Annotated in this window: 18 protein-coding genes; 7 read left to right on the plus strand and 11 right to left on the minus strand. The window is 59.9% G+C overall.

Annotation, left to right across the window (positions count from 1 at the left end):
• The 4 genes from cyoB to hmpA form a co-directional block, all read right to left on the minus strand.
• Complete coding sequence (gene cyoB, locus M2401_RS21925) at nucleotides 1-2,013, minus strand: cytochrome o ubiquinol oxidase subunit I (protein ID WP_259105934.1); 2,013 nt, start codon at nucleotides 2,011-2,013, stop codon at nucleotides 1-3.
• Nucleotides 2,014-2,016: 3 nt separating this feature from the next.
• The gene (gene cyoA / locus M2401_RS21930) at nucleotides 2,017-2,952 is read right to left on the minus strand and encodes a ubiquinol oxidase subunit II (protein ID WP_259106011.1); all 936 of its coding nucleotides are present in this window, start codon (nucleotides 2,950-2,952) and stop codon (nucleotides 2,017-2,019) included.
• A 462-nt stretch (nucleotides 2,953-3,414) separates the two neighbouring features.
• Nucleotides 3,415-3,939 carry a disulfide bond formation protein B gene (locus tag M2401_RS21935; protein WP_259105935.1) on the minus strand — a complete coding sequence of 175 codons (525 nt, stop codon included), beginning with the start codon at nucleotides 3,937-3,939 and terminating at the stop codon, nucleotides 3,415-3,417.
• A gap of 313 nt (nucleotides 3,940-4,252) precedes the next feature.
• Entirely contained in the window at nucleotides 4,253-5,434 is a 1,182-nt protein-coding gene (hmpA, locus tag M2401_RS21940) for an NO-inducible flavohemoprotein (RefSeq protein WP_259105936.1), read from the minus strand.
• Nucleotides 5,435-5,735: 301 nt separating this feature from the next.
• On the opposite strand from hmpA, the gene M2401_RS21945 reads away from it, so the two are divergent.
• The 5 genes from M2401_RS21945 (at nucleotide 5,736) to M2401_RS21965 (ending at nucleotide 9,391) form a co-directional block, all read left to right on the plus strand.
• Nucleotides 5,736-6,638 (plus strand): chemotaxis protein, encoded by a 903-nt coding sequence (locus M2401_RS21945; protein WP_259105937.1) that lies wholly within the window; start codon nucleotides 5,736-5,738, stop codon nucleotides 6,636-6,638.
• Between the two features lie 50 nt (nucleotides 6,639-6,688).
• Nucleotides 6,689-7,120, plus strand: coding sequence for a GNAT family N-acetyltransferase (locus M2401_RS21950; RefSeq protein WP_259105938.1), 432 nt, complete (start codon nucleotides 6,689-6,691; stop codon nucleotides 7,118-7,120).
• Nucleotides 7,121-7,164: 44 nt separating this feature from the next.
• Nucleotides 7,165-7,488 carry a hypothetical protein gene (locus tag M2401_RS21955; protein ID WP_259105939.1) on the plus strand — a complete coding sequence of 108 codons (324 nt, stop codon included), beginning with the start codon at nucleotides 7,165-7,167 and terminating at the stop codon, nucleotides 7,486-7,488.
• Nucleotides 7,489-7,669: 181 nt separating this feature from the next.
• On the plus strand, nucleotides 7,670-8,422 hold the full coding sequence (locus tag M2401_RS21960; RefSeq protein ID WP_259105940.1) for a YkgJ family cysteine cluster protein: 753 nt from the start codon (nucleotides 7,670-7,672) through the stop codon (nucleotides 8,420-8,422).
• Between the two features lie 9 nt (nucleotides 8,423-8,431).
• Entirely contained in the window at nucleotides 8,432-9,391 is a 960-nt protein-coding gene (locus tag M2401_RS21965; RefSeq protein WP_259105941.1) for a GlxA family transcriptional regulator, read from the plus strand.
• Here the strand turns inward: M2401_RS21965 and M2401_RS21970 are convergent.
• The 7 genes from M2401_RS21970 to M2401_RS22000 all read right to left on the minus strand — a co-directional run bounded on the left by M2401_RS21970 (nucleotide 9,388) and on the right by M2401_RS22000 (nucleotide 16,316).
• Entirely contained in the window at nucleotides 9,388-9,621 is a 234-nt protein-coding gene (locus M2401_RS21970) for a hypothetical protein (RefSeq protein WP_259105942.1), read from the minus strand. The genes M2401_RS21965 and M2401_RS21970 overlap by 4 nt on opposite strands.
• Nucleotides 9,622-9,821: 200 nt before the next feature.
• Nucleotides 9,822-10,814: a fimbrial protein gene (locus M2401_RS21975; protein ID WP_259105943.1), complete on the minus strand. Its 993-nt coding sequence runs from the start codon at nucleotides 10,812-10,814 to the stop codon at nucleotides 9,822-9,824.
• A gap of 2 nt (nucleotides 10,815-10,816) precedes the next feature.
• On the minus strand, nucleotides 10,817-11,581 hold the full coding sequence (locus tag M2401_RS21980; RefSeq protein WP_259105944.1) for a molecular chaperone: 765 nt from the start codon (nucleotides 11,579-11,581) through the stop codon (nucleotides 10,817-10,819).
• The gene (locus M2401_RS21985) at nucleotides 11,578-14,028 is read right to left on the minus strand and encodes a fimbria/pilus outer membrane usher protein (protein ID WP_259106012.1); all 2,451 of its coding nucleotides are present in this window, start codon (nucleotides 14,026-14,028) and stop codon (nucleotides 11,578-11,580) included. The genes M2401_RS21980 and M2401_RS21985 overlap by 4 nt, the downstream gene beginning before the upstream one ends.
• A 156-nt stretch (nucleotides 14,029-14,184) precedes the next feature.
• Entirely contained in the window at nucleotides 14,185-14,928 is a 744-nt protein-coding gene (locus tag M2401_RS21990; protein WP_259105945.1) for a molecular chaperone, read from the minus strand.
• A gap of 99 nt (nucleotides 14,929-15,027) precedes the next feature.
• The gene (locus M2401_RS21995) at nucleotides 15,028-15,612 is read right to left on the minus strand and encodes a fimbrial protein (protein WP_259106013.1); all 585 of its coding nucleotides are present in this window, start codon (nucleotides 15,610-15,612) and stop codon (nucleotides 15,028-15,030) included.
• 332 nt (nucleotides 15,613-15,944) lie between these two features.
• Nucleotides 15,945-16,316, minus strand: a complete 372-nt coding sequence (locus tag M2401_RS22000) for a hypothetical protein (RefSeq protein ID WP_259105946.1) — start codon at nucleotides 16,314-16,316, stop codon at nucleotides 15,945-15,947.
• 302 nt (nucleotides 16,317-16,618) lie between these two features.
• Here M2401_RS22000 and M2401_RS22005 point away from each other — a divergent pair, with 302 nt between their 5' ends.
• Both M2401_RS22005 and M2401_RS22010 read left to right on the plus strand, forming a co-directional pair.
• Nucleotides 16,619-17,773, plus strand: a complete 1,155-nt coding sequence (locus tag M2401_RS22005; protein WP_259105947.1) for an efflux RND transporter periplasmic adaptor subunit — start codon at nucleotides 16,619-16,621, stop codon at nucleotides 17,771-17,773.
• Nucleotides 17,770-20,895, plus strand: coding sequence for a multidrug efflux RND transporter permease subunit (locus tag M2401_RS22010; protein ID WP_259105948.1), 3,126 nt, complete (start codon nucleotides 17,770-17,772; stop codon nucleotides 20,893-20,895). Before M2401_RS22005 ends, M2401_RS22010 begins: the two co-directional genes overlap by 4 nt.
• The last annotated feature ends 5 nt before the right edge of the window (nucleotides 20,896-20,900 follow it).

Here is a 20,900-nt window from a genome sequence, read left to right on the forward strand (position 1 = left end):
TTACACCTGCCCCAGCGAGGATTTGACAGGAGTGATTGCGCCAACCGACGCCAGCACTTTCTGTTGCTCACCTTCAATACGCGCCACTTCGGAAGCAGGAACCATGTAGCCCTGGTCATCACGTGCAGCATGAATTACGAAGTAGACAAGGGTACCGACCAGGCTTACGCCAGCCAGCCACCAGATGTGCCAGATCATGGCAAAACCGAAGACGGTGATCAGCGCGCCCATCACCAGGCCAGTGGCGGTGTTGTGCGGCATGTGGATCGGCTTGTACTGGGCTGGAACCTTGTACGCCTCGCCAGCACGCTTGATTGCGGTGAAAGCGTCGATATCGGTAGCTTTCGGCAATTCAGCGAAGTTGTAGAACGGCGGTGGCGACGAAGTGGACCATTCCAGGGTGTGGCCATTCCATGGGTCACCGGTCAGGTCACGGTTCTGCTCGCGGTCACGGATACTGACGTACAGCTGGATCAGCTGGCAGGCAATACCACAGGCGATCAGCAACGCACCGAAGAAGGCAACGTGCAGGTATGGGGTCCACAGTGGGTTGTCAGTCATGTTCAGGCGACGGGTCATGCCCATGAAGCCCAGAGCGTAGAGCGGCATGAACGCGACGAAGAAGCCGACGAACCAGAAACCGAACGCAGCCTTGCCCCAGCCTTCGTGCAGCTTGAAGCCGAACGCTTTCGGGAACCAGAACGCGAAGCCAGCGATGTAACCGAAGACCGCACCGCCGATGATGACGTTGTGGAAGTGAGCGATTACGAACAGGCTGTTGTGCAGAACGAAGTCAGCACCCGGGATAGCCAGCAGTACGCCGGTCATACCACCGATGGAGAAGGTGATCATGAAGCCCAGGGTCCAGAACACTGGCGCGGTGAAGCGCAGGCGACCGTGGTAGATGGTGAACAGCCAGTTGAACAGCTTCACACCCGTCGGGATCGCAATCAGCATCGTCGCCAGACCGAAGAAGGCGTTGACGTTGGCACCCGAACCCATGGTGAAGAAGTGGTGCAGCCAGACCATGAAGCCCAGGACAGTGATGACACCACTGGCCACGACCATGGAGGTATGACCGAACAGGCGCTTGCCGGTGAACGTCGAGATGACTTCGGAGAAGACACCGAACGCAGGCAGTACCAGGATGTAAACCTCAGGGTGACCCCAGGCCCAGAACAGGTTCACGTACATCATTGGGTTACCGCCCAATTCGTTCGTGAAGATGTGGAAGCCCAGATAACGGTCAAGGGTCAGCAGAACCATGGTTGCAGCCAGGATCGGGAACGAAGCCACGATCAGGACGTTTGCCCAGGTGCAGGTCCAGGTGAAGATCGGCATGTCCATCATTTTCATGCCGGGGGTACGCATTTTCAGCACGGTGGCCAGGAAGTTGACCCCCGTCAGCGTTGTCCCGATACCGGATATCTGTAGAGCCCAGATGTAGTAGTCGACACCCACGCCAGGGCTATAGGCCAGACCCGACAGCGGCGGATAGGCAACCCAGCCGGTACGGGCGAATTCGCCGACGCCCAGGGACAGGTTGATCAGCACGACGCCGGAAACCAGCAGCCAGAAGCTCAACGAGTTGAGGAACGGGAATGCCACGTCACGGGCACCGATCTGCAGCGGCAGAACGATGTTCATCAGGCCGGTGAAGAAAGGCATCGCCATGAAGATGATCATGATCACACCGTGAGCGGTGAAGATCTGGTCATAGTGTTCAGGCGGCAAGTAGCCTTCGTTACCGTTGGTAGCCACGGCGAGCTGGGCGCGCATCATGATGGCGTCGGCAAAACCGCGCAGCAGCATGATCATGGCAACGACGATGTACATCACGCCGATTTTCTTGTGGTCGACGGACGTCAGCCACTCGGACCAGAGGTAGTTCCACTTCTTGAAATAGGTGATGACAGCAACCAGCGATATGCCGAGAAGCGCGACCACCGATAGCGTGATCATGACGATCGGTACGTGAAACGGTACCGCGTCGAGCGTTAATTTACCAAACATCGTTTACTCCTCTGCCCCAGCAGCTGAATGCTTACCCATGTCCATCCCTTCCATCCCGGCTACTTCTTTGCCTTCGTGGTGCGGCGTGCCCCGTTTCATGCCTTCGTACTTGTCGACGATGATCTTGAACAGGTCTGGCGTGTACGAAGAATAGAGCTCGACAGGATTGCGTTCGCTTGGTTTGGCCAGTGCGGCGTATTCAGCCGTTTCAAGCCGTTTTGGTGATTTCTTGACATCAGCAACCCAGGCGTCGAAATCAGCCTGGGAAGTGGCGGTGGCCGTGAACTTCATGCCGGTGAAACCTTCGCCGCTGTAGTTGGCGGAGATACCGTCGAATTCACCCTTCTCGTTGGCGATCAGGTGCAGTTTGGTCTGCATGCCCGCCATCGCGTAGATCTGGCCGCCCAGCGCCGGGATGAAGAACGAGTTCATCACCGAGTCGGAAGTGATCTGGAAGTTGACCGGAGTGTTGGCCGGGAAGACGATCTTGTTGACCGTGGCGATCCCTTGTTCCGGGTAGATGAACAGCCATTTCCAGTCCAGCGAGACAACCTGGATGGTAACCGGCTTGACGTCGGACTCAAGCGGACGATAAGGGTCCAGTGCGTGGGTCGACTTGTAGGTGATGATGCCCAGGAAGATCAGCAGGATCAGTGGCACGCCCCAGACCGCAACTTCGATCTTGGTGGAGTGCGACCAGTCAGGCAGGTAAGTGGCCTTGGTGTTGGATGCGCGATATTTCCACGCGAACGCGATAGTCATCAGGATGACCGGAACGACCACGACCAGCATCAGCAGAGTTGCCGTGATGATCAGATCCTTTTCGGCCATACCGACCTGCCCTTTCGGTTCAAGCAGGGTCATCCCGCAACCACTAAGCAAAAGCATGCTGAAAAGGGCCAAGAAGCCAAACAATCTGGGGTACCTTTTTTTACTCATCTCACAACCTCTAAAGCAGCTCGCGCAGTGCAGTTGGGTTTCGACCGCCAACACTTCACCCTGCCGGTGTTGGCATGTTTTTTTGAATTGAACAGGGGCCTGCCGACACACACTCGGGCGTTACGACAAATCCGGTTATTGCGATGATTTCTTATTCGATTGGTGGGCAACGAGCCTGTCTGAGGGGCCAATTCCATTTGGCGCAGACATCGAAAATATCCGCTGAAGCCGCTGTCTACCGGGGGTTTCGGGCGTATGCAGAAACGCCTGAAACCTCGAAAATTGCTGATCGCCAAGCCAGGCTGGCCGATAAGTGCTGGCGATTGTAGATACGTAAGATTTTGTTGACTATGCCTTATTTTGCAACAGTAATTTACAGGATTGGCAACAATACGAAAATAATCTGCATTCAGCCCTTGAAAAAAACCCGCTTTTTTTGACCTGAAGCGGGTTTTTTCACGCTTAAAGACCTTGCAAACCGCGCGGCTTTCGACGATTGCGAATAACCCCCAGCGGAACCAGCACAGCGGTCAGAACGAATGCGACCAGCGCCCACTGCGCCAAGGATAGACCGAGAATCGGCGGATAGGGAGTCGTGCAGAAACCACTCACCTGAAATACCATCGGCAACAGGTTGGCCAGCGGCAGACCATCGACGATCGGTTGCAGCACATCGATGCCGCAGCTTTCGCTTGGATGGGCAAGAATCCAGGCGTGGTTGCCAGCCGCCGCGATACCGCCCAGGGCACTGAGTACGACCAAAGTTTCAAACAGCGTGACGCTGCGGCTGCCCGGCATGGCGGCGCCGATGAACGCGAAGATGGCGATGAGCAGCAAGGCGTAGCGCTGCAGGATGCACAGCGGGCACGGCGCTTCAGCCAGCACCACCTGCATGTACAACGCGCCGCCGATCAGGGCCAGGCAGATCAGCCCCAGCAGGACCAGAAAGCGTTTCTCGCGTTTTAGGTACAACGTGTTGTTGCTCATTCCCATACCTTCCGAAGGTTTCCCGTTGAGGGTGACGGCAGACGCACCCGGCGCCCGACAGCCGGTCATGATCAGGCGCACCTGCCGACAACTCAAGGACGAAACCGCCATACGGATACATTTGGTCGCTCGATGGCATGCCGCCCGCCGCGAGGGGAACTGTCCCGGCACAAACACCGTCTCAGTTCGCCTGCGCCTGCCAATCGCCGGGCAGCCGAAAACCACACCCTTCTATATATATAGAAGGATGCGGCCATTTGTCGCACACACCTCTTCTATATATAGAAGGGATGCGGCCATTTGTCGCAGCGGATCATTCCAGCGCGGATGCCGGACCGAAGAACTCGTAACGGCTTTGCGCCTCGGGCACGCCGGCCGCCTTGAGTTGACGCTTGACTGCTGCCATGAAACCTTTCGGCCCGAGGAAGTACGCATCCAGGTCGCGATCTTCAGGCAACCACTGCTCCAGTTGCGCCTGATCAAGCAGGCCGATGGCATCGGCGGCCCGGCTGACCCCGTCCTCTTCGCCATACAGATAAAAACGCTTGAGCCGGGGATGCTCGGCGGCCAGGGCATCGATCCAGTCGCGGAATGCATGCACTTGGCCGTTACGCGCACAATGGATGAAATGCACCGGACGCTGCGACTGCAGGGCGTGGCTCAGCATCGCCAGGGTCGGCGTGATGCCCACGCCGCCGCTGATCAGCACCAGCGGCTTGTCGCTATGGCTCAGGGTGAACTCCCCCGACGGCGGGAACAGTTGCAGGCTTTCGCCGACCTGAACCCGGTCATGCAGGTAGTTCGACGCCTTGCCCGATGGCTCGCGCTTGACGCTGATGCGGTACTGGCAGCCGTTCGCCGCCGCCGACAGCGAATAGTTGCGACGCATCTCGACGCCGTCGATCATCAATTGCAACCCGATGTACTGCCCCGGGGCGAAATCCAGAATCGCGCCGCCGTCGGCCGGGGCCAGGTAGAACGAGACGATCTCGGCGCTTTCCTGCACCTTGTTGACCAGCTTGAATTCACGCACGCCGCGCCAGCCACCCAGAGCCTCGGCCTTGGCGGTGTAAACCTCAGCCTCGGCGCCAATCAGGATATCGGCCAGTTGCTGATAGGCATTGCCCCAGGCAGCGATCACTTCAGGCGTGGCAATGTCCGCGCCCAGCACCTCGACAATCGCCTGCAACAGGCAGGTGCCGACAATCGGGTAATGCTCGGGAAGAATCTGCAGGGCGACGTGTTTGTTGATGATCTTGGCCAGCAGGTCGCCCAGTTGCTCCAGCTCATCGATGTGCCGGGCGTACATCAACAGGCCGTTGGCCAGGGCTCGAGGCTGGGCACCGCTGGACTGGTGCGCAGGGTTGAACAGCGGCCGCACTTGCGGATACTCGCTGAGCATTTTCTGGTAGAAATGAGTGGTCAGCGCCTCGCCACCGCTTTCCAGCAGGGGTACGGTGGCTTTGACGATGGCACGGTCGGCGGCGGTGAGCATGGGGCATCTCCTGCATCAGGTTATTTACAATTAACCTGTATGTATCAGGAACCATGCCAGTTATTTTTTTGTTTAAAATCATATAGTTAAAATAATAGAGTCGAAATGACACAGCTATACAAGGTGTTATTTCGACTACAATGAGTCTTTTTGACTAGCAAGCAGAAAATTCTGTATGCAGTTGTTTTTCCGTTCGTCAGATGAAAAATCTAAAGCCTGCCCCCACTGAGTCGATAACCCGTTATCGAAAGCTGTTTGCACTTGCCTGATGCAATGCAGCACCTCCTGCCAGAAGGTTTCTATGTCCTCCAAGAACGCTCGAGCAGATTCACTCTCGCTGCTGCTGTTCACATTGCGCAGCGGCAAGCTGATGGCCATCAACCTGCTCAAGGTCAGCGAGATCATTCCCTGCCCGCCCTTGACCCACTTGCCCGAATCCCACCCCCACGTCAAAGGTGTCGCCACCCTGCGCGGCGCGTCGCTGTCGGTTATTGACCTGAGCCGGGCGATTGGCGAGCGACCATTGGCCGACCCGGACGGCGGCTGCCTGATCGTCACTGACGTCAGCCGCTCGAAACAGGGCCTGCACGTGCAGGCGGTGAGCAAGATCGTGCATTGCCTGACCACCGATATTCGTCCGCCGCCCTTTGGTGCCGGGGGTAACAAGTCCTACATCACGGGGGTAACCCAGGTTGATGGCACGCTGGTACAGGTCCTGGATATCGAAAAGGTCATCCACTTCATTGCGCCGCCAAACGTTGAAGTCCTGGAAGAAGAACTGACCATGGAGGAAGCCGACCTGCTGGGCGCCGCGCGGATCCTCGTGGTCGATGACAGCCAGGTTGCCCTGCAGCAATCCCTGCACACCTTGCGCGCCCTGGGCATCGAAGCCCATACCGCGCGCAGTGCCAAGGAAGCCATCGATGTACTGCTGGAATTGCAGGGCACAGCGCGGCAAATCAACGTAATCGTCTCCGATATCGAGATGTCGGAAATGGACGGCTACGCCCTGACCCGCACCTTGCGCGAAACCCCGGATTTCCAGGAGCTGTACATCCTGCTGCACACCTCTCTGGACAGCGCCATGAACAGCGAAAAAGCCCAGGCTGCGGGGGCCAACGCAGTGCTGACCAAATTCTCCTCGCCTGAACTGACCAAATGCTTGATCGCAGCTGCCAGAGACGTGAGCGCGAGGGGCATTTAAGCCCTCGCGACACGTCGGCCGAGCACTATTGGCTGATGCGTGGCGAGTGCATGCCTACCGTTGCTCCCGCCTGGCCAAAACACCTGAAACTGGTCGACTTCAATCATGAAATTGCAGCCAACGTCTATGAACTGCTGACATTGACCGACCCAGGCGACGGCGATTTCGCCAGCTGGCAGCAGGCGCTCGAATGCGACCCGGAATATGACGTCAATCTGTGCGTCATCGTCGCCGATTCTGACGGCATCGTCGGCGTGGCGCAGTGCTGGACCAGTGCTTTCATCCGTCACCTGGGCGTCCATCCCCGAGCCCGGCGCCAAGGCATCGGCCGCCTGCTGCTGCAACAGGCTCTGGCCACTTTCGCCCGCCGCGGCGAAGGCTGGCTCGACCTCAAGGTAATGGAAAACAACCTGCCCGCCCGCCATCTCTATGAGCAGGCAGGCATGCGTTACATCAGCCGCTCGGCGCTGGTCCGCAACTGATCTGGCATAATCACCGGCCGACTTCATGTCACCGGAGAACGCCCATGAAAGCATCCACCGTGCTGCTGATCGCCCTGGCCGCCATCACCACCCACGCCAATGCCTCTACCAGCGAAGCCTGGAATGCGATGGACAAGGCCATGATCGACAGCTGTCTCAAGGCCAGCCAACTGAAAAATACCAAACCCGCAGGCAGCCCCGCGATGTTCGACGACAGCGTCGGCTACAGTGCGCTGCTGCTCAAGGGCCGCTACCCGCAACCGCACATGAAAAACCTGGCTGGCACCGAGCTGTGCCTGTATCAGCGCCAGAGCAAGAAAGCGACTGTGACGGAGTGGGATAAGGTCATGACCGTACCGAAGAAATAATCTTGTGCTCGCCTGTTAGCTTGATGGATCCGGCCAGTTGGAGCGAGGCTTGCCCGCGAAAGCTTCGACGCGTTTCGCCTGACTTACCGCGCTGCTCGATTCGCGGGCAAGCCTCGCTCCAACGGGCCAATGGCGCATAACTTGCTTGAACACTCGCCTTAGTCAGGGTATTGGCGCATTCATGAACACTCGATTTTCCTGCGTAGGCTGCGGCAGCTGCTGCACCGACCACCATGTCCCCCTGACTCTGGGCGAAGCCCGGCAATGGGCCGAGGACGGTGGCAATGTGATCGTCCTCACCGAAGCCTTCCTCGACAATGGCTACGGCCTGCCCGTCGAACAGACGACCCACGCCACGCGGCGCTCGATCAAGGTCAGCAGCGGCCAGACCCACGCTCATGTGGCCATTACCTTTGCCGCCTATAACGTCGGTCCTTGCCGGAATCTTGACGAAGAAAAGCTCTGTCGCATCTACGAACGCCGCCCGTTGGTGTGCCGTATTTACCCGATGGAAATCAATCCGCATATCCCCCTGCGCCCGGAAAACAAAGGCTGCCCGCCTGAGTCCTGGGACCAGGGCCCGGACCTGATCGTCGGCGACAAGCTGGTGGACATGCAGCTCATGGAACTGATCGAACAGTCGCGCCAGGCCGACCGCGATGATATCGCCGCCAAGGAGTCGATCTGCCAGTTGCTGGGGATCAACACCACCGCCCTCAAAGGCAACGGTTTTGTCGCTTATCTGCCGGACATGGCCGCCTTTGCCTCCGCGCTTGCCCAGGTGGTCGATGACCGTCAGGCCAGTAGCATCACTGCCGACTGGACCTTCCATGTCGCCGGCGACAGCGTCCAGCAGACCCTGCAGCACGCCGGCGCGAGCCTTGCCTGGGAAGCGCCAACCCGCTACCTGTTCATTCCCCTGCAAGCCGGTTGAGCCGCGCACTTGAAGAGTGTCGCCATCGTTATTTTCCCCGGCGTCCAGGCCCTGGACGTCGCCGGGCCGCTGGATGTGTTCGCCGAGGCTAATCGCTTTATTGCCGAAGGCAGCGGCTACCATATCGTCACCCTCAGCAGCGCGCCCTACCCCGTCAATGCCTCCAACGGCATGCCCCTTGGCGCGCATTTCGATCTCGATAGCGCTGCGGCGCAATTCGATATCGTACTGGTGCCCGGCGGCCCGGAACTGCCCTACAGCCCGCCCGACCCAAATCTTACCGTGTGGCTGCACAAAGCGACGGCACTGGCCGGGCGCTATGGCTCGATCTGCACCGGCGCATTCATCCTCGGCCATGCCGGGCTGCTCGATGGCAGGCAGGCCACGACCCATTGGAGTCATGCCGGGGAACTGGCCGAGCAGTTTCCCAAGGCGCTGGTCGAGCCGGACCGGATCTACGTGCGCGATGGATCGCTGATGACATCAGCAGGTGTCACGGCCGGGATCGATATGGCCCTGGCGCTGGTGACGGAGGATCACGGCGCGGCGATTGCGCTGAAGGTGGCCAAGCGTCTGTTGGTGGTGGCCCAGCGCCAGGGTGGCCAGTCGCAATTCAGCCCCTACCTCAACGCCCCCAGCGACGACACTTCACCGGTAGCAAAAATTCAGCGCTATGTGCTGGAGCATATTGGCGAGGCGTTTTCCGTCGAGCGTCTGGCCGAGGTCGTGGCCATGAGCCCGCGCACCTTTGCCCGCGTCTTTGCCCGGGAGGCTGGGGTGACACCGGCGGAATTCGTCCTGCGCGCCCGCATCGATGCGGCACGCAGCCTGCTGGAAGGCAGTGAAATGGCGATCAAGGCCGTGGCCTGGCATTGCGGATTCGGCAGTGCCAGCCGCATGCGGGTGATTTTCAGCCAGCGTTTAGGCGTGACGCCCACTCAGTACCGAGAGCGCTTTCAGCAGGGTTAGCGCTTGCCCATGGACCGACGAGTCCCCGACGGAGCGGCACCGGGCCGGCTGTCGTGGTTGGACTTGTTGGACTTCTGATACCAGGGCTGCTTGTCCTTGGACTGAGCAAAGTCAGCCGGCTTGAACGGGAAGGCAAAGGCCGGGACAGCAGCCTTGGCATCCTTGGTGGTGGATGCATCGACCGTGTCGGCAGCAGTTTCTGGAGCCTGGGTGTGTTCGGGGGTGGTCATGAAAAGCTCCGGGTTGCGCGTATTCGGTCGATGGGAAGAAACAGCCGCGCAGCATACCTGAATCTATTACCCCGTAGGAGCGAGGCTTGCCCGCGAAGGCGATTTTTCAGCTGGAAAAGGTGCTGAATGTACCGGCCTTTTCGCGGGCAAGCCTCGCTCCCACAGGTCCTGTGCCAGACGTCAGGAATCGAACAAATGCCCTACTTGTAAAACAAATCCACCATCACCTGCGCCTCGAACGGCCCGGCGTTGGGCCGTGGGTTTTGCCAGACCAGTTCGGCAGTGAAGTCGATGCTGCTCTGCTGCGTCTCACCCAACAGATCGGCCAGATGGAAAGGTTCGTTGTAGCGCAACGGCGTGCCCCTGCGCGTATCCACCAGGCGAATGCCCAAACCATTATTGGCCGAAGGGATCAGCAGATCATTGCGAACAAGGCCAGTTACGGGCTTGAAGCGCGCATTGAGGCTGAACGGAGAATCGCAGCTGCGGCTGGCCACCAGAGAAAATGCCCGACTGTCGATCACATTACCCACCACTACGTTCTGGATGCCTATATTGCCGAACTCGACGGTTTCCGGCAGCACTTGCAACTCGGCATCGCAGGCGACGAAGCGCAGGCCGCGCAGGCTGGCGATCTGATAGCTGAGGCTCTGCCCCGGCAGTGAGTTCAAGTTCTGGCCGTCGAGCTGAAACAAGCGGTAATCCAACAGATCACTGGCCACGCCAGACGGTGGTGTCGCGCCGAACTTCTGGATAAAGACCGAAAACGGCAGGGAAAATCTGACTTTTGGGCAGGCGCCGATATTCGCATCTCCCTCATGACAGACCGGCAGAAATTGCCCGGTACTGATCCGCCCGGCGCTCTGCACGTAATCGATGCCATTGAACGCCAGCCCGGCCCGGATACCCTGGCCGATGGGCAGATTATCCGGATTCAGGTAGATAAAGATTTCTTCACGCAGGCCCTGCTGGCCGTCCTTGGCGCATTCGACCTGAACATTGAAGCGCTCGGAACGCCAGACCACATCACCCTGGGGCACCGTCGCCGGAATGGCCACGGTGCTGCTCAACTCGCTGCGCAACAGGGTTTCGCCACTCTGGGTCTTGCAGATCAGCGCGAAACAGGTGGCCGGACTAGACAATAAGACCAGAAAAAGAAAGCGCATCCATCGAAGGGGAAAAACCGGGGTCATGATCAGCATTGCTCCTTGTTGTGCTGAAGGGTTTGAAAACTGTCCTGTGGCATCGGTTGTGCCGTGACGACCGCCGACCGGGCCAGGCGAACGCAATAGCCAAGCTGGCCGCCGTAATCGTTCAGCGCCTGAAACGACAGCGTTGCGGCGACCTGAGCATCGGGCAACGGCCAGTCATGCGCGGCGCCGGGTGCCAGCAGCAGGTAGTCGCGCAGTTGCACGCCGTCGATACGGATATCCTGCAAAGTGGCGTGGAAGGGCGTGGGATTACGCAGTTGCAGCACGCCATCGGTGTCCTGCTGCCATTGCAGCGCCTGGGGCGCCAGGGCCGGGTCGCCGGGCAAATCCTTTGGCCGGTAGAACACATTGATGCGCTGGCGCAGAGCGATATTCAGCTGCTGTGCACCCTCGGCACGCCGGGGAATTTCCAGGGCGTATAGGTGCAGCAGGGATTCCCGCTCCGTGGGCATGCCCTGCCCCTGATACAACAGGCGCAACTGTTCACGCCCGCGGGCGGGCAGGCGCAGCAGATGCGGCGTGACGACAAAGGGCAAGGCGGCATCAGGGGAGTCATCGCCCTGGCGGCCATCCGTAAGCCAGACCTGCAGCAGCACCTCGCGATCATCTCGATTGCGCGCCTCGAGGCTGGCCTCAACGAAACGTCCGTCGAACACCAGCCGCGTCCCGGACAGCGATACCGCGCCCTGGGCTGCCGTCAGCCAGATCCAGAGCGCGATAACCGCCGCACTTCGCCGTACGCGGATCATTGGCACACCACGCGCAGGCGCTCGTAGGCCCGCGCCGAATCTCGCGGCGGCAGGCTAAAGGGTGCCCGGCAGCGTTGATCGGACCAACGCACCGACAATTCACCCTGCTCCTGCTCACTGAGCACCAGGGCGCGACTGGCAGGATCGACCACCGCCAGCAACTTGCCATTGGCGTCTTCGACACTGGCGCCCATGGGCAGCCTGCTGCCGTCGGCCCTGACCAGTTCGAACTGCACGCGACGACCAAGCGCAGCCTTGAAGTGCACGACTGGTACAGCGCCACGGCGCGGCACCACCTGAGTGATGGCAGTATCCAGATCGACGTCGGCACCCAGGCTGCGGGTGTCGAGGCTGACCCAGTTGGCGCGATAGGGCTGCGCATAAGGCATCACCGCATAGCCATTGCCGGAGGTCTGCACATTATTGAAATTGCCCAGGCGAGCTCCGGCGACATCCGGTACTTCGACCAAGGCGAAGGTTTCACCCAACGGCTGCCCGGCATTGAGGCCGCCACGGTGAGCGACCAACGAGCCAGCCGCGCCAACACTGACCGCGTGGAAGTCACGGCCCTGGCTGTAACCGGCATTGAAGCGACCGAATGCCGTGGTGGTATCGAGCTTGCCCGCGCCCGAACTGCCGGAGTAGCTGTCGTGCCCGGCCTGCACGCTATAGAAGGTATCGCGGTCCTCCAGCACCTGACCGCTGAGCCCGGCCTGAGTGGTGTAGTCGCCCCGGCTGTCGCGCACGCCATTGAACCAGGCCCGCGATGAGCCCGGATTGCTGCCCAGCGGCATGCTCAGGGTCACGGCCAGTTGATTGTCGGTTTGCAGGTCGCCATTACCTGCGGACTGTTGATTGCGCTCCAGCGAGACGCTGTAGCTCAACGAACGCCAGGCGGCGTTGTACGAGACGTAGAACTGCCGGGTCTTGCCCGACAGATTCCAGTAACGCTGCTCCGAGGCGGTCAGGCTGACAAAGCCCAGTTGCTCGGGCAGGGCCTGGGAAACACTCATTTCCAGGCGATCCTTGGCCAGCCCAGTGAGCAGGCGTCCGCCTGCGCGAGCAGCTTCCTCGACATGATCATTCAGGGTCCGGTAATGCTCGGTGGAATAACGATAACCGGCGACCGCCAACGTGGTGTTGGTGAGGTCCAGGGTATTGGCGTAACGCAGGCGCAGGCTTTCACCGACGCGATCCTGTCCACGGACTTTACTGATCGACTGGGTCAGGTCGGCCGAGACCGCACCCAGACCGGTATTGACCCCCATGCCAACGTTGCCCGCCTGATAATCCTCAGCCACCTGTACCCCGCCATAACCGGTCAGACGCTCGCTCAGGCCGTACACCAGCGTGGCGCTGAGAAAATTCGGCGACGCCTGATCGGTGCCGTAATTATCGACCTGCCCCGCCGCTACGCCATAACGCAGCGCGCCCGCAGGCAGCATGATCGGCAACGACGCGTAAGCCTGAGTAAACGAGCGACGCCGACCGTCCGCCTCGATCACCGTGACCTCCAGATCGCCATTGGAACCACTGGGGTAGATATCGCTGATCTCAAACGGCCCCGGCGAGACATTGCCGCTGTACAGCAGAAAACCGTTCTGCCGGACTTCCACTAGGGCATTGGTCTCGGCGATGCCGCGAATGACCGGGGCAAACACCCGTTCGCTGTCAGGCAGCATGCCGTCGTCGGAAGCAATGGCCGCCCCTTTGAAACGCACACTGTCGAAGATTTGCGAGTCGGTGTAGGTCTCGCCGAGGGTCAGTTGACTGCGCCAGTCGGTCAGGTCGCGCTGGGCATAGGTCCGATTGCTGCGATAGCGATAGGGCTGATGATTGCCGTAGGTCAGCGAGGCCTCATTGCGCAGACGCCAGGCGCCCAGGTTCAGGCCATTGCGCAGCCCCAGATAATACTGATCGGTATCGAGCTGCGAATTGCGCCGCTGCGTGCCGTTGAAGTTGTAATTGATGAAACCGGTGGTCTCGCCGACGTCCCAGAGTTCCGGCGCTACATAGCCCCTGGCACTGCGCGCCATATAGGCCTGGGGCACGCTGATATTCAGGCGCAGGGTCGTGGGCTGGTATTCGATATGAGCAAACTGCACCTGCCCGACCAGATCGAAGCAGCCCTGATCACTGATGGCACCGCCCTTCTCCTGCACGCGCCCCAGGTCCAGACCGAAATCTTGCAGCATTTCCAGACCCAAACACGGCTCGACCAGAGCGGAGCCGGCTTTCTGTTTGAAGGTGATGTCACGGCGGCCGCTCAGCGCCCGATTGACGTAGACATCCACCCGATACACACCGGGGACCACACTGTTGCCCCGGATAAACTCACTGAGGTCAGCCGGCTGATCGCTGCCTTGGATAAAAGCGGTGTTGAATTTCACCGTCGGCGTTTCTGCGGCTTCGACACCCATTGCCAGGCTGAAGCCGGCACAGGCCATTACCAGGCCTCTGTTGTTCTTATCAAGCCATTCCATAGCAACCTTCACTAAACTCCGAAGTTCCAACGCCACGCATCACAGAGTTTTTCCGCGTGCGCGCGAAAAAGAGCCAACGCACGAAGCGGGCTCCAACAAGCACATTTGAAAAAAGATCGATCAGGGTTGCGGCTCGACCCTGTCTGCGTGAGCGAGCTGATCGCCGTTCAGATTGGTGCGGTAGCGCACATGGGCACCGAAGTCGTCGATGCTGGCAAACTCCAGCTGCAACGTCTCGCTTGACGGGCCGGACTTGAGCGGCAGCCGCAGGCTCTGGCGGGGCGCCAACATTTGGCTGTCTTTCTTCATCAGCTCACGACTGCCCTGACGCACACCGATACCGATCATCGAGACGTGATAAGGACTTGGGTTTTCGACCTGCAATTCATCCCTGAACACACGCCACTTCAGACCATCGGCCGCCTTGAACGGATCGCCTGAAAGGCCACGCGGCCGGAAGAACACCTTGATGCGCTGACGGATAGCAATCTGCAACGTGTTCTCGCTGGCCTCCTGGGGAATTTCCTGCACATTGAGCCAGAACACCGACTCGCGGTCCTCGGGCATGCCGCTTCCGGCATAGATAATGCGCAGCAGTTGCCGCGCATCTGCGGGCATCCGGGCCAGCCCCGGGGTTATCACGAACGGCAGGCTGGACGGATCTGCATCGGCGATGCCGGACTCCAGCCACGACTGCAAAAGGATTTCGGCGCGGCCACTGTTATGGGCCGCCAGGCTGACTTCCTTGTCCTTGGCCGGGTAAATGACCCGCGTGGTGTTGAGTACCACGCCCGCCTGGACACTGACCGCCAGCGACAAGCCCGACACAAGCAGGCACGCCGAGCGAAAAATACTGAAAAACATGGGGGCATTCGCCTTGAATTCAGAACCCGTATTCAAAAAACGGGTTCGGAAATTGAAACCAGAGAGACGGAGCAGGCAGCGCCCGCTCCGCCTACGGTATTACTCGTAATCCAGCACGAACGGCATGAAGCCATCGGCGTTACCGGCACGGGTCGTGGTGCCGTTGAGGACGTACACCGCACCGAAGTTCAGCTCGGCAGTGGCGCCGCCGTTGCCGTCCTGGACCAGCGGTTTGTCGATGGTTTCGGTGCCGCCCAGATCCATCAACGCGTTGGACGCATTGATCAGACCGATACCCACACCTTGCGCCGAACCGGTGGTACGCAACAGCTTCAGGTCATTCTGATCCTGGCCGGAACCGTTGCTGGCGTTGAAGCGCATCTTCACCTGGTTGTACTGGTCAGCCCCGGCGCTGCAATTGATCAGCAACTGAATCGGCATCGCCGTTTGCAATTTGCTCTCGCTGAACGCGCCGATGTCAGAGAACGAAACGTTACCCAGATCGACATTGATATCGCCCGGATTGCTGCCTGGGCTGGTGCCGGCACCCGCGCCTACGTCGCAGGAAATATTGGTCAATGTGCCGTTAAAGATCAGCTTGCCATTATTCGCGGCTGAAGCTGTCCCCATCGTACCCAGAACCATCGCGCCCACTACTGCCGCTGTAAGAGAAAGCTTCTTCATGTTCATGCTAACAACATTCCTTGTGTTATTTCGTGTGTGCCCACAATCGGACGGCGAGAACTATAGGCGCGAAGAACTTCTACCGCTGTCAGGAAAGTTACTTTGAGGTGAACGTTTTAACTATTACATAGGCCATCCCATTCTGTAGGAAAATTCTACATATGGCCGGACCCCGCGTAATTAAAGACTTTCAGAAAATACCTGAGTAAAAAGATCAACCAAATGTTTTTTTTGCCACTTGCCATTTGCCAATCAAAACCTGCTGCGGCGCCATAAAAAAGGCCGCTCCGATTTATCGGGCGGCCGTGTCTGGGGCTCTGTAGTCAAACCGCTCATTCGTAAGTCATCGTCACCACGCCGGACTTCATCTGTGCAGCAGCATTGCCAGCGGAAACGGGCAACGGCTTGTAGGCCAGGGTGAAAGGCGCCTCCGAGTGGCTGCACGCGTTATCGACTGTGTTGACCAGGATATTGATGCCCGGCGAAACCCTGAGCACCCGCTCGTTATTGTTGGTCAGTGAAGCCGTTCGCACTTCGCAACTGGCCTGCGTGATATGGCCGCGAAACTTTATAAGTCCGCCAGGCGCCGCACCGGCCAAATCAACACTTAACGCACCCAGAATAAACACCGCCACCGCAGTTGGTTTATTTTTGTTTACTATCCAATGATGAAACCGCTGCCAACGTGAAACTTTCGTCTTCATCGCAGTTCTCCAGCCTGGTAGATACAGCTATGAGTTAAGCTGACGGAATCATGAATTGCCAGACACGCTAAAATTCACGTAGGAAATTTCCATCGAAAGACAAACACTATGACCGTCTTACTTAACTACCGTTAATCATCATATCGCCCACCGACTGATTTTCTTGATGGTTCGGTCAACAACTTATTTGTCTTGCTGACAATCCTGACAGGTAGCGGTCATTCTCCTGACCGGGTTGGCAGTCTATAAAGGGCAGACCTGAAACGTCCGTCTGATCCAATGACCCTCCGGCGCCTCTTCGCATGCCTAAACACACCCGCACCGTTTTTATCGCCATCGCTGTCGTGGCCATTGTCGCCGCCACCAGTTGGAGCCTGACCCGGCCCGCCACGGCCAAAGTCTCGGCGCCAGCGGCCATACCGGTGCGCACGATCAAGGTGCTGGAACAGGATGTACCGCTGTTCGTCAGCGGCCTGGGCTCGGTGCTGTCGCTGCACAGTGTGGTGGTGCGTCCACAGGTGGACGGCATCCTTACCCGGATTCAGGTCAAGGAAGGCCAGGTGGTGAAAGCGGGCGACCTGCTGGCGACCATTGATGACCGCGCCATTCGCGCCAGTCTGGAGCAGGCCAAGGCACAACTGGCCCAGAGCCAGGCGCAGCTGGATGTGGCCCAGGTCGATCTCAAACGCTATCGCCTGCTGACCACCGATAACAGCATTTCCAAGCAGACCTTCGATCAGCAACAGGCCCTGGTTCATCAGCTCAGCGCCACCGTGCAGGGCAATCAGGCATCCATCAATGCCGCGCAGGTGCAACTGTCCTACACCCAGATCCGCTCGCCCGTGACGGGCCGGGTCGGTATTCGCAATGTCGATGAAGGCAACTTCCTGCGCGTCAGTGACAGCATCGGCCTGTTTACCGTGACCCAGATCGACCCGATCGCGGTGGAGTTCTCCCTGCCGCAACAAATGCTGCCGACCCTGCAGGGTCTTATCGCGGCCAGCCCACCGGCGCCCGTCCGCGCATTCCTCGGCGACGGTGACACGGGCAATCTGCTCGGCCAGGGCCACCTGAGCCTGATCGACAACCAGGTCGCGGCGACCACCGGGACCATTCGCGCCAAGGCCGAATTCGACAACCCCAAGGATCAGCTCTGGCCGGGCCAGTTGGTGACGATCAAGATCCAGACCGGGCTTGAACGCAACGCCTTGAAAGTGCCGCCGCAAGTGGTGCAGCGCGGCATCGATCAGCACTTTGCCTACCGGGTTAAGGACAACAAGGTCGAGGTGGTGCCGGTCAAGGTGGTGTATCAGGACAGCGAGCAGACCCTGATCAGTGGCCCCCATGCCGGCGATGAGCTGGTCAGCGACGGCCAGTCGCGGCTCAAGGCCGGTTCCCGGGTCGATGTGGTACGTGACGCCACCGGCGAAAACGGCCAGCTGGAGACCGCACGATGAAAGGCCAGGGCTCAATATCGGCGTGGTGCATCGATCATCCGGTAGCAACCCTGCTGCTGACCTTCGCCATGGTCCTGCTGGGGCTGATTGCCTATCCGCGCCTGCCCATCGCGCCGTTGCCGGAGGCGGAATTCCCGACCATCCAGGTCTCGGCACAGCTGCCGGGCGCGAGCCCGGAAACCATGGCCTCGTCTGTGGCAACGCCCCTTGAGGTGCAGTTTAGCGCAGTGCCCGGCGTGACCCAGATGACGTCGAGCAGTGCATTGGGCTCGACCAACCTGACCCTGCAATTCACCCTGAACAAGAGCATCGACACCGCAGCCCAGGAGGTCCAGGCGGCGATCAACACCGCCGCCGGCCGCCTGCCCAAGGACCTGCCGACTTTGCCCACCTGGCGCAAGGTCAACCCCGCAGACAGCCCGGTGCTGATCCTCAGCGTCAGCTCGAAACTGATGCCTGGCACTGAGCTGAGCGATGTCACCGAATCGCTGCTGGCCCGCCAGTTGAGCCAGATCGACGGCGTCGGCCAGGTCGCCATTACCGGCCAGCAACGTCCGGCCATTCGCGTCCAGGCCGCCCCGGAAAAACTCGCCGCCCTGGGCCTGACCCTGGCCGATGTACGCGGCGCGCTGCAACAGACCAGCCTCAACCTGGCCAAGGGCGCGCTGTACGGCAAGGACAATCTCTCGACCCTGGCCGCCAACGACCAGTTGTTCAAGGCCAAAGACTACGAAAGCCTGATCGTCGCCTACAAGAACGGCGCCCCGGTGCAGATCAAGGACGTGGCGCGGGTCATCGACGGCGCGGAGAACGCCTACGTCAAGGCCTGGTCGGGCAATCAGGATGGCACCAGCCAGGGCGTCAATATCGTGATTTTCCGCCAGCCCGGCGCCAACATCGTCGAGACCGTGGACCGTATCCAGCGCGAACTGCCGCGCCTTCAGGAAATGCTCCCGGCCTCGGTGGACGTCTCGGTACTGGTGGACCGCACCAAGACCATCCGCGCCTCGCTGCATGAAGTGGAAATGACCCTGCTGATCGCCATCCTTCTGGTGGTCGCGGTCATGGCCCTGTTCCTGCGCCAGCTGTCGGCAACCCTGATCGTCACTGCCGTGCTGCTGGTGTCCCTGGTGAACTGCTTTGCCATGATGTATGTCATGGGCTTCAGCCTGAATAACCTGACCCTGGTGGCGATTGTGGTGGCCGTGGGCTTCGTGGTCGATGACGCCATCGTCGTCGTGGAGAATATCCACCGCCACCTCGAAGCCGGTGACGGCATGCGCGAAGCGGCGATCAAGGGTGCAGGAGAAATCGGCTTTACCGTGGTCTCGATCAGCTTCTCACTGATCGCCGCGTTCATTCCGCTGCTGTTCATGGGCGGCGTGGTCGGCCGACTGTTCAAGGAGTTCGCTCTGACCGCCACCGCGACCATCCTGATTTCCGTGGTGGTGTCCCTGACCCTGGCACCGACCCTGGCGGCGCTGTTCATGCGTCGCCCCCATCACGATGCGCACGCCAAACCCGGCTTCGGCGAGCGTCTGCTGGCGGGCTACGAACGCATTCTGCGCAAGGCCCTGGCCCATCAGCGCCTGATGATGACAATCTTCTTCCTCACCCTGGGCCTGGCCGGTGCGGGCTATGTGTTGATTCCCAAAGGCTTCTTCCCGGTCCAGGACACGGCGTTCATCCTCGGCACCACCGATGCCGCCGCTGACATTTCCTATCCGGACATGGTCGCCAAACATCAGGCCCTGGCCGCCATCGTCGGCGCCGACCCGGCGGTGCAGGCGTTCTCTCATTCGGTGGGGGTCAGCGGCAGTAACCAGACCATCGCCAGCGGGCGCTTCTGGATTGCCTTGAAGCCGCGCGGCGAGCGGGATGTCTCGGTCAGCCAGTTCATCGACCGGATCCGGCCGAAACTGGCGAAAGTCCCCGGCATCATGCTGTACCTGCGCGCAGGCCAGGACATCAACCTCAGTTCCGGCCCCAGCCGCGCCCAGTACCAGTACGTACTCAAGAGCAATGACGGCGCGCTGCTCAACACCTGGACCCAGCACCTGACCGAGAAGCTGCGCACCAACCCGGCGTTTCGCGACCTGTCCAACGATCTGCAACTGGGCGGCAGCGTTACCCATATCGATATCGACCGCAGTGCCGCCGCGCGTTTCGGCCTGACCGCCACCGATGTCGATCAGACCCTCTACGACGCCTTCGGTCAGCGCCAGATCAACGAGTACCAGACCGACACCAACCAGTACAAAGTCATCCTCGAACTCGACGCCCATCAGCGCGGCAAGGCCGAGAGCCTGAACTACTTCTACCTGCGCTCGCCCCTGACCGGCGAGATGGTGCCGCTGTCGGCACTGGCCAAAGTCAGTGCGCCGAAAATGGGACCGCTGTCGATTGCCCACGACGGCATGTTCCCGGCCGCCAACCTGTCGTTCAACCTGGCCCCCGGCGTCGCCCTCGGCGATGCTGTGCAGATGCTCAACCAGGCCAAGAACGAGATCGCCATGCCGACGGCCATCATCGGCAACTTCCAGGGCGCGGCCCAGGCGTTCCAGAGTTCATTGGCCAACCAGCCATGGCTGATCCTCGCCGCATTGGTAGCGGTGTACATCATCCTCGGCGTGCTCTACGAGAGCTTCGTGCATCCGCTGACCATCATCTCGACCCTGCCTTCAGCGGGTATCGGCGCACTGCTGTTGCTGTGGCTGATGGGCCAGGATTTCTCGATCATGGCGCTGATCGGTGTCGTGTTGCTGATCGGCATCGTCAAGAAGAACGGCATCCTCCTGGTCGATTTCGCTCTGGATGCCCAACGCTCACGCGGGCTGAGCCCGCAGGATGCGATCTTTGAAGCCTGCCTGACGCGCTTTCGGCCCATTATCATGACCACCCTGGCGGCATTGTTGGGTGCCCTGCCGCTGATGCTCGGCTACGGTGTCGGCGCCGAATTGCGTCAGCCATTGGGTATCGCGGTGGTTGGCGGCTTGCTGGTCAGCCAGGCATTGACCCTGTTTACCACCCCAGTGGTCTACCTTCAGCTTGAGCGGTTGTTCCATCGCCGTAATCCAGAGCCTTCGGCCGAACCGGTCGCGGCCCTGGCCATTAATAAGTGAGTGTC

It is taken from the genome of Pseudomonas sp. JUb42 (genome assembly GCF_024807945.1).
Taxonomy (GTDB): domain Bacteria; phylum Pseudomonadota; class Gammaproteobacteria; order Pseudomonadales; family Pseudomonadaceae; genus Aquipseudomonas.

Excerpts from the sequence above, each read along its gene's own strand:
- cyoB (WP_259105934.1), bottom strand. The coding sequence starts at position 2,013 with ATGTTTGGTAAATTAACGCTCGACGCGGTACCGTTTCACGTACCGATC.
- cyoA (WP_259106011.1), bottom strand. The coding sequence starts at position 2,952 with ATGAGTAAAAAAAGGTACCCCAGATTGTTTGGCTTCTTGGCCCTTTTC.
- M2401_RS21935 (WP_259105935.1), bottom strand. The coding sequence starts at position 3,939 with ATGAGCAACAACACGTTGTACCTAAAACGCGAGAAACGCTTTCTGGTC.
- hmpA (WP_259105936.1), bottom strand. The coding sequence starts at position 5,434 with ATGCTCACCGCCGCCGACCGTGCCATCGTCAAAGCCACCGTACCCCTG.
- M2401_RS21945 (WP_259105937.1), top strand. The coding sequence starts at position 5,736 with ATGTCCTCCAAGAACGCTCGAGCAGATTCACTCTCGCTGCTGCTGTTC.
- M2401_RS21950 (WP_259105938.1), top strand. The coding sequence starts at position 6,689 with ATGCCTACCGTTGCTCCCGCCTGGCCAAAACACCTGAAACTGGTCGAC.
- M2401_RS21955 (WP_259105939.1), top strand. The coding sequence starts at position 7,165 with ATGAAAGCATCCACCGTGCTGCTGATCGCCCTGGCCGCCATCACCACC.
- M2401_RS21960 (WP_259105940.1), top strand. The coding sequence starts at position 7,670 with ATGAACACTCGATTTTCCTGCGTAGGCTGCGGCAGCTGCTGCACCGAC.
- M2401_RS21970 (WP_259105942.1), bottom strand. The coding sequence starts at position 9,621 with ATGACCACCCCCGAACACACCCAGGCTCCAGAAACTGCTGCCGACACG.
- M2401_RS21975 (WP_259105943.1), bottom strand. The coding sequence starts at position 10,814 with ATGACCCCGGTTTTTCCCCTTCGATGGATGCGCTTTCTTTTTCTGGTC.
- M2401_RS21980 (WP_259105944.1), bottom strand. The coding sequence starts at position 11,581 with ATGATCCGCGTACGGCGAAGTGCGGCGGTTATCGCGCTCTGGATCTGG.
- M2401_RS21985 (WP_259106012.1), bottom strand. The coding sequence starts at position 14,028 with ATGGCCTGTGCCGGCTTCAGCCTGGCAATGGGTGTCGAAGCCGCAGAA.
- M2401_RS21990 (WP_259105945.1), bottom strand. The coding sequence starts at position 14,928 with ATGTTTTTCAGTATTTTTCGCTCGGCGTGCCTGCTTGTGTCGGGCTTG.
- M2401_RS21995 (WP_259106013.1), bottom strand. The coding sequence starts at position 15,612 with ATGAAGAAGCTTTCTCTTACAGCGGCAGTAGTGGGCGCGATGGTTCTG.
- M2401_RS22000 (WP_259105946.1), bottom strand. The coding sequence starts at position 16,316 with ATGAAGACGAAAGTTTCACGTTGGCAGCGGTTTCATCATTGGATAGTA.
- M2401_RS22005 (WP_259105947.1), top strand. The coding sequence starts at position 16,619 with ATGCCTAAACACACCCGCACCGTTTTTATCGCCATCGCTGTCGTGGCC.
- M2401_RS22010 (WP_259105948.1), top strand. The coding sequence starts at position 17,770 with ATGAAAGGCCAGGGCTCAATATCGGCGTGGTGCATCGATCATCCGGTA.